8 protein-coding genes are annotated in these 6,257 nt (G+C 70.8%); all 8 read right to left on the bottom strand.

The annotated features are described in order from the left end of the window. Window positions 1-189 (bottom strand): winged-helix domain-containing protein (locus VF647_18155; GenBank protein HEX8454015.1); only part of this gene is annotated, 189 nt, incomplete at its 3' end. Between the two features lie 412 nt (window positions 190-601). Continuing rightward, window positions 602-769 carry an addiction module protein gene (locus tag VF647_18150; GenBank protein HEX8454014.1) on the bottom strand — a complete coding sequence of 56 codons (168 nt, stop codon included), beginning with the start codon at window positions 767-769 and terminating at the stop codon, window positions 602-604. Between the two features lie 137 nt (window positions 770-906). Continuing rightward, window positions 907-1,785 (bottom strand): 16S rRNA (adenine(1518)-N(6)/adenine(1519)-N(6))-dimethyltransferase RsmA, encoded by an 879-nt coding sequence (rsmA, locus tag VF647_18145; protein HEX8454013.1) that lies wholly within the window; start codon window positions 1,783-1,785, stop codon window positions 907-909. Then, the gene (locus VF647_18140) at window positions 1,782-3,341 is read right to left on the bottom strand and encodes a GAF domain-containing SpoIIE family protein phosphatase (GenBank protein HEX8454012.1); all 1,560 of its coding nucleotides are present in this window, start codon (window positions 3,339-3,341) and stop codon (window positions 1,782-1,784) included. The genes rsmA and VF647_18140 overlap by 4 nt, the downstream gene beginning before the upstream one ends. Before the next feature lie 10 nt (window positions 3,342-3,351). Next, complete coding sequence (locus VF647_18135) at window positions 3,352-3,807, bottom strand: ATP-binding protein (protein HEX8454011.1); 456 nt, start codon at window positions 3,805-3,807, stop codon at window positions 3,352-3,354. A gap of 112 nt (window positions 3,808-3,919) precedes the next feature. Next, complete coding sequence (locus tag VF647_18130; protein HEX8454010.1) at window positions 3,920-4,252, bottom strand: STAS domain-containing protein; 333 nt, start codon at window positions 4,250-4,252, stop codon at window positions 3,920-3,922. 570 nt (window positions 4,253-4,822) lie between these two features. Then, window positions 4,823-5,800 (bottom strand): phosphate acetyltransferase, encoded by a 978-nt coding sequence (gene pta / locus VF647_18125; GenBank protein HEX8454009.1) that lies wholly within the window; start codon window positions 5,798-5,800, stop codon window positions 4,823-4,825. Further along, window positions 5,797-6,257: pantetheine-phosphate adenylyltransferase (gene coaD, locus VF647_18120; protein HEX8454008.1), on the bottom strand; the 461-nt coding region annotated here is incomplete at its 5' end. The genes pta and coaD, both read right to left, overlap by 4 nt.

The raw sequence follows: 6,257 nt of genomic DNA, 5'->3' as shown, positions 1-6,257 counted from the left end.
GTACCCGGTCCCGCGCTTCCCGAACGACCCGAACAGCGACAGGTCCTTGCGCACCTGCGCCGAGGTTGCCCCCCCGCGCCGCGCGAGCTCGCCACTGGAAATGGTATCCGTACCCGCCGCATCCGCTTCCTGCAGGAAGCGAAGGTACAGCGACAGCCGGCGCACCGCCGACTCCGAGATCTTCTTCATGGAACGGATGGAAGACGACATTCAGCCCCACGCTTGTGAAATCATTCACAAGATATCCTGCGATGCCGCACCCGTCAACGGAGGGGGATGGGTGGGCCCCGGTGGTGCCGGGCAAGTGAACTCGCAGCAACAACAGCACAAAGTCCGCCTCCGCGGACTCCCGGGCGAGATCTCGGCGGGTCGCAAATGCCTGCGTCGGCAGGATCCCCCACCAGGAGCGAATGAATTCGCCGCTGGAAAAACGCAATGTCCGCCTTTGCGGACTGGCTGTGGCGCGCGAGACGGCTTCAGCCGTCTTCCCGTCGTTCCAGCCGGGGGATTCATCCCCCGGCGACGCGGCGCCGGCGATCGGCACCGATCCCGGCCCCTCACAGCCTGCGAAGGCAGGCTTCCCGCGGTTGTTGCTGCGGTTTCAACCGCCGGTAGCCGATCCGCCTAGCTCCGCGCGCACTTGTGCGAGAGCTTCCGAGGCTGGTATGACATCAATGCCGCCGGCGAGGTACTCCTGGTATCGGCTTTCGGCTTCCTCGATCCACGCGCGCTGCGACTCTGCGCTGAGCTCGAACTCGTTCAGATCCATGGGCATGGGCCTCGTTCAGGGTGCGGGCTTCATGCTCCAAGATAAGGTGTTATCTGGAGATAGGTAGTGGACCGCGGAAACCGGTTCGGCGGGCGGCGCGAAAGGCGGGGGTGGCGCTCTGGTGGGGACGCGCGGGGCTACGCGGCGAACGGAGGCGTGCCCGCGATGGCGTATCCGCGCTCGGTGAGGGCGCGGGTGAGGCGGATGAAGGAATCGGGCGAAAAGGTCTCGGGGCGGTCGCGCAGGTCGAAGCCCAGCCCTCCCTGCACCTCGTCGATCTGCTCGGGGGAGAGGCGGTAGGCATCGCGCAGGATGCGCTGGAACTGCTTGCGGCGCTGGCCGAAGGCGGCGCGCGTCAGGTTGCGCAGCGCCAGCTCCTCGCCCGGCTCCAGGCGCGGCGGCTGGTGCGGCGTGATGCGGATCACCGACGACATCACGTCGGGGATCGGGCGGAACGCCTCGCGGCTGACGTTGAGGACGCGCTTCGCATCGGCCACGGAGCGCACGCCCACGGCCAGCGCGCCGTACGTCTTGCTCCCCTCCGGCTCCAGGATGCGGTCCGCCACCTCGCGCTGCACCATCAGCACGATCTCGCGCGGGCGGGGGCGGCGCTCCAGGAGGGAGAAGAGGATGGGCGTGGTGATGTTGTACGGGATGTTGCCGATCACCTTGAGCGCGGCCGGGTCGGAGGTCACCTCCTCCAGCTCCACGTCCAGCACGTCGCGGTTGATCAGCTCCACCGACGGGTCACCCGCGTACTCGGCGCGGAGGCGCGCGGCGAGGTCGTTGTCCAGCTCCACCAGCACCAGGCGGCGCACGCGGCCCGCAAGGTGGCGGGTGAGCGCGCCCACGCCGGGGCCGATCTCCATCACCTCATCGTCAGGCCCCGGCTCCAGCGAGTCGACGATGCGGCGCTGGATGTTGGCGTCGATCAGGAAGTTCTGGCCCAGTGAGCGCTTCGCGCGCGGAAGCTCGTCCGGGTACGGGAGCTGGCGCAGCTCGCGGCGGCTGGTCACATCCGCACCAGCACGGCCGTGCGGTCGTCGGCGGGGATGTCGCGCCCGCCGGCCGGACGCGCGAAGAGCTGCTCGATGATCTGCTGCAGCGGCTCGCCACGGCGCGCGGCGACGCCGTCCAGGAGCGTGCGCTCGCCCTGCACCTCGCCCTCGCCCAGGGCGTCGGAAAGGCCGTCGGTGAAGAGGAAGAGGACGTCGCTCCCCGGCTCCCACTCCACCTGCGCCTCGCTGTACGCATCCAGGTCCACCATCCCCAGCGGCAGGTCGGTGGCGGCCAGGCGCTGGGGCTCGCCGGCGGGGGGGATGCGGAAGGCGTGCGAGTGCCCCGCGTTGGAGTAGGTGAGGGTGCGCTCCGCGGGGTCGATGACGCCGTAGAAGAGCGTCATGTACATCTCCGTGGTCTCCAGCTCCTCGATCACCGCCTGGTGCGTGCGGCGCAGCACCTCGCCGGGGCGGTCGCCCTCGGAGGCGTGGATGGCGACGGAGCCCATGGTGAGCGCCATGATCAGCGCCGCGCCGAAGCCGTGGCTGCTCACGTCGCCGATCAGCACCCCCAGCCGCCCACCGGGGAGCCGGAAGAGGTGGTAGAAGTCGCCCCCCACCGACTCGGCCGGGGCGCATCGCGCGGCGACCTCGGCGTACGACGCGAACTGCTCCACCTGGGGAAGGAGCTTGAGCTGCAGGTCGTGCGCGAGCTCCATCTCGCGCACCATCCGCTCCTGGCGCAGGCTGTCGGCGATCAGGCGGTTGTTCTCCACCGCCGCGCCGATCTGGCTGGCGATGGCGGAGAGGAGCTTCATGTCGCCAGCGGAGAAGCCCTCCTCCGAGTTGCGCCCGCTCACGTTGATCACGCCCACCGTGCGAGCCTCCCCCTCCGGCGGCGTGTACGACACGGGGACGGAGAGGAAGGCGCCGCGGTGGTTGGCCGGCCCCGCGAAGTCCGCGCAGTCGCCGCGGTCCCACTCGTCGTCGGGGCCCAGCAGAATGGGGCGCACGGTGCGGAACACCTCCGCCGTGACGGAGCACGGATCGGTCACGGGGATCGGCCCGCGCTGCCCGTCGCCCCCTTCGGCCGCGGTCAGGCGAAGCTCTCCCGACTCGGCGTGGTGCACCCAGAGCGCGGCGCGCCCGGCCCCCACGATCCCCGCGACTTCGGAGAGGATCGTCAGCGCGGCGTCGTCCAGCGAGATGATGGAGCCCAGGATCTCGCTGATGGAGTAGAGGAGGTTGATCTCCTCGTAGCGCTCCGCCATCTCGCGGCTGAACGAGTGGATCTCCTCGTCGTGGCGCCGCCCGCGCGCCAGGGTGCTCCCCAGGAAGCGCGCGACCCCCTCGGCGGACGCGGCGTCCACCCCCGGAAGCTCCACGCGGAAGGGGCTCCCCGGCACTTCCGCCACCCGCGAAGGCGCTTCGGTGCCGGCCGCACCGCACAGAAATGCCCACCCCTCCCCATCGCGTACCGACACGCTGCTCCCGGGGTACGCGCGGCAGAAGTCGTCCAGCACTTCGCGCACGGCCCGTGGCACGGCGGGGGCGGGGGGAGGGGCGGTGATCATTTTTCGGAGGTCAGCTCGCCAGCGGGCGCTGCTGCTTTTCGCGGTACAGCGTGAGGCGGATGCAGTTGCCGCACTCGTTGAAGTCCACCTCGTCCATCAGGGAGCGGATCAGAAAGAGCCCGCGCCCGCCGGTGGCCTCCAGGTGCTCGGGAAGGGTGGGGTCGGGCACGTCCGTGGGGTTGAAGCCGTTCCCCTGGTCCACCACGCGGATGTTGATCCGCTCCGGGTCCAGCTCCACCTCCACGCGCACTCGCTTGGAGGGGTCGCTGCCGTTGCCGTAGATCATGGCATTGGCCAGCGCCTCGGCCACGCCCACGCGGAAGTTGAGCGTCAGCCGCGACCCCGCGAAGTGGTACTCGCGGCAGCGGGTGACGAGGTAGGTGATCGCGGTGTCGATCAGGCGCAGATCGCTGGGCAGCTCCAGCGCGAACGCGGTGGGCTCCGCGGGGCCAGGACGCTCTTTCATCGGCTCAGCGCTCCGCATGCCGCGGCGTGGCTTGGGTGCATCGCACGTCGCGCCGCGCCGGGAAGCCCCACCCCGCCGCGGCGCCCGAAGGCACGGGTGCCGTGCGTCGGCTTCAGAAGCCGGTCAGCGCCGCGTCGCGCGTGTCCGCGATGTTGAAGAGCGTGTCCAGCTTGGTGAGCTCGAACAGCGTCCGCAGGTCCTCGTTGAGGTTGGCCAGCCGCAGCTCGCCGCCCTGCTCGCGGATCTTCTTGGAGAGCGACACCAGCACGCCCAGGCCGGACGAGTCGATGTACCCCGTGTTCGAGAAGTCGATGAGGAACTTGCGCTCCCCCCCTTCCAGCTCGTCGAGCACCTTCTGCTTCAGCTCCTGGCGATTGCCCACGATGAGCTGGCCGTCCACGTCCACAACCACCACTCCGTCCTGCTTGCTCGTCTGGAAGCTCATGGCTCCTCGGTAGGGTCCACTGTTGGGGGCAAGGCCTGCGCATCCGCACCGATCCGGGCAAGGCATGTGCCAGTTGACAGGCCACGCCGTGCGGGCCCGGTCTCGCGCGACAGGGTACGGTGTGGCGCGGCGGTGCGCAACCGCGGTGGATGCGGAGCGAACGCAACTGCGGTCTCACGCGGAGGCGCGGAGACGCAGAGAGAACTCCTCCGCGTCTCTGCGTCTCTGCGTGAGGCAATCTTTTCGTGTTCACGCGCTAGCGCGGCCGGGGCGCGCCCGAACGGACAGCCGCAATCATCTCGAATACGGCAGCTGGCCGCTTCGGACGGTTCTCGTGCGGATTCGTCCGCGGCGCGTTGTGCTCGAATGGGGGAGACACCACACTACCGGTATCGCACGTCGCGCTGATTGAGTCACCGCGGCGTGCAAACGGACAGTCGAGGCCGCTGCCAGCCGCCGTCGCTCCGGCCTGGAACCCCAGGGATGCCAGCCCCTGGTCAAGTGAGGTTTGGGGCGCGGGTTCGGGTGGAGGTCCAAGCCCACCCCGCCTGGCAGCGGTTTCCGTCTCCCCTAGCCTGCCATCAGAGCGGTGATGCAGGCCACGTTCACGATGTCGTCGGAGGATGCGCCGCGCGACAGGTCGTTGCAGGGGCGGGCGAGGCCCTGCACGATGGGGCCCAGCGCCTCGGCGCCAGCCAGGCGCTGCACCAGCTTGTAGGCGATGTTCCCGGCATCCAGGTCGGGGAACACGAGCACGTTGGCGCGGCCCGCCACCGCCGAGCCGGGCGCCTTGCGGTGTGCGACGGATTCGACCAGCGCCGCGTCCGCCTGCAGCTCGCCGTCCGCCGCGATGCCGGGGTGGCGCTCGCGGAAGAGGGCGAGGGCCTGGCGTACCTTGTCCACCGAAGGCCCGCCCGCGCTCCCCATCGTCGAGTACGAGAGGAAGGCGACGCGAGGCTCGTCGCCCACCACGCGGCGGCGCGCGTCCGCGGCGGCGGCGGCGATGTCGGCGAGCTGCTCGGCGGTGGGGTCCGGCACCACGCCGGCGTCGGTGAAGGTGAGCACCTCCGCCTCGCCGCGAAAGGGCGGCACGACCATGTAGAACGACGACGACACCGTGCGGATCCCCGGCGCGGGGCCGACGCCCCAGAGCGCGGCGCGGATCACCTCCCCGGTCGCGTTCACGGCGCCCGCCACCGAGCCCTCCGCCTCCCCCGTCGCCACCATCAGGGCAGCGAAGAGGAGCGGCTCGCCCGACTGGCGGAGCGCTTCCTCCTCCGTCATCCCCTTCGCGCGGCGGCGCGCGTGCAGGTGCGCGGCGAGGGCGGGGCGGCGCGGATCGGTGGCCGGGTCCGCGACGTCCACCTCCACGCCCATCCGCTCCAGGTCCACCGCCGTCAGCTCGCCGCCGATCACGATGGGCTTCGCCAGCCGCGCGCGCGCGATGCGGGCGACGGCTTCCAGCGTGCGCGCGTCGGCGCCCTCGGGAAAGACGAGGCGGCGCGGGTGCGCGCGGGCGCGCTCGCGGACCCCCTCCAGGAAGCTCACGATGCCGCGCGCGCCCTCACCCGCCGCAGCACCGCGGGCGAGAGAAACGGCGCCACGTCCCCGCCGAGCGCGGCGATCTGGCGGACCAGGGTGGACGAAACGTGCGCGTGCAAGGGGTCAGCCGGCAGGATCACCGTCTCCAGGGTGGGGAGAAGGCGGCGGTTCATCACGGCCATCTGCGACTCGTACTCCCAATCGACCGCACCGCGTACGCCGCGCACCACCAGCGATGCTCCCCGGGCGCGCGCGAAGTCCACCAGCAGCCCCTGGAAGGCGGCGGCCTCCACGCGCGGCTCGTCATGGAAGGCTTCGCGGATCATCTCCACGCGCTCCTCCACGGTGAACATCCCCTGCTTGGCCGTGGTGGGCGAGTGCGAGACGGCCACCACCACGCGGTCGGCGAAGGAGAGCGCCCGGCGCACGACGTCCTCGTGGCCGAGCGTCAGCGGATCGAACG

Origin of the sequence: Longimicrobium sp. (genome assembly GCA_036387335.1) — a bacterium.
In the GTDB taxonomy this organism is placed as follows: domain Bacteria; phylum Gemmatimonadota; class Gemmatimonadetes; order Longimicrobiales; family Longimicrobiaceae; genus Longimicrobium.
The sequence above is the reverse complement of the archived record's forward strand: the minus strand, read 5'-3'. Positions and strand labels throughout refer to the sequence as shown.

Bases quoted from the DNA above. Each gene is read 5' to 3' on its own strand.
- VF647_18150 (HEX8454014.1), bottom strand. From the start codon at position 769: ATGGATCTGAACGAGTTCGAGCTCAGCGCAGAGTCGCAGCGCGCGTGG.
- VF647_18140 (HEX8454012.1), bottom strand. From the start codon at position 3,341: ATGATCACCGCCCCTCCCCCCGCCCCCGCCGTGCCACGGGCCGTGCGC.
- VF647_18135 (HEX8454011.1), bottom strand. From the start codon at position 3,807: ATGAAAGAGCGTCCTGGCCCCGCGGAGCCCACCGCGTTCGCGCTGGAG.
- VF647_18130 (HEX8454010.1), bottom strand. From the start codon at position 4,252: ATGAGCTTCCAGACGAGCAAGCAGGACGGAGTGGTGGTTGTGGACGTG.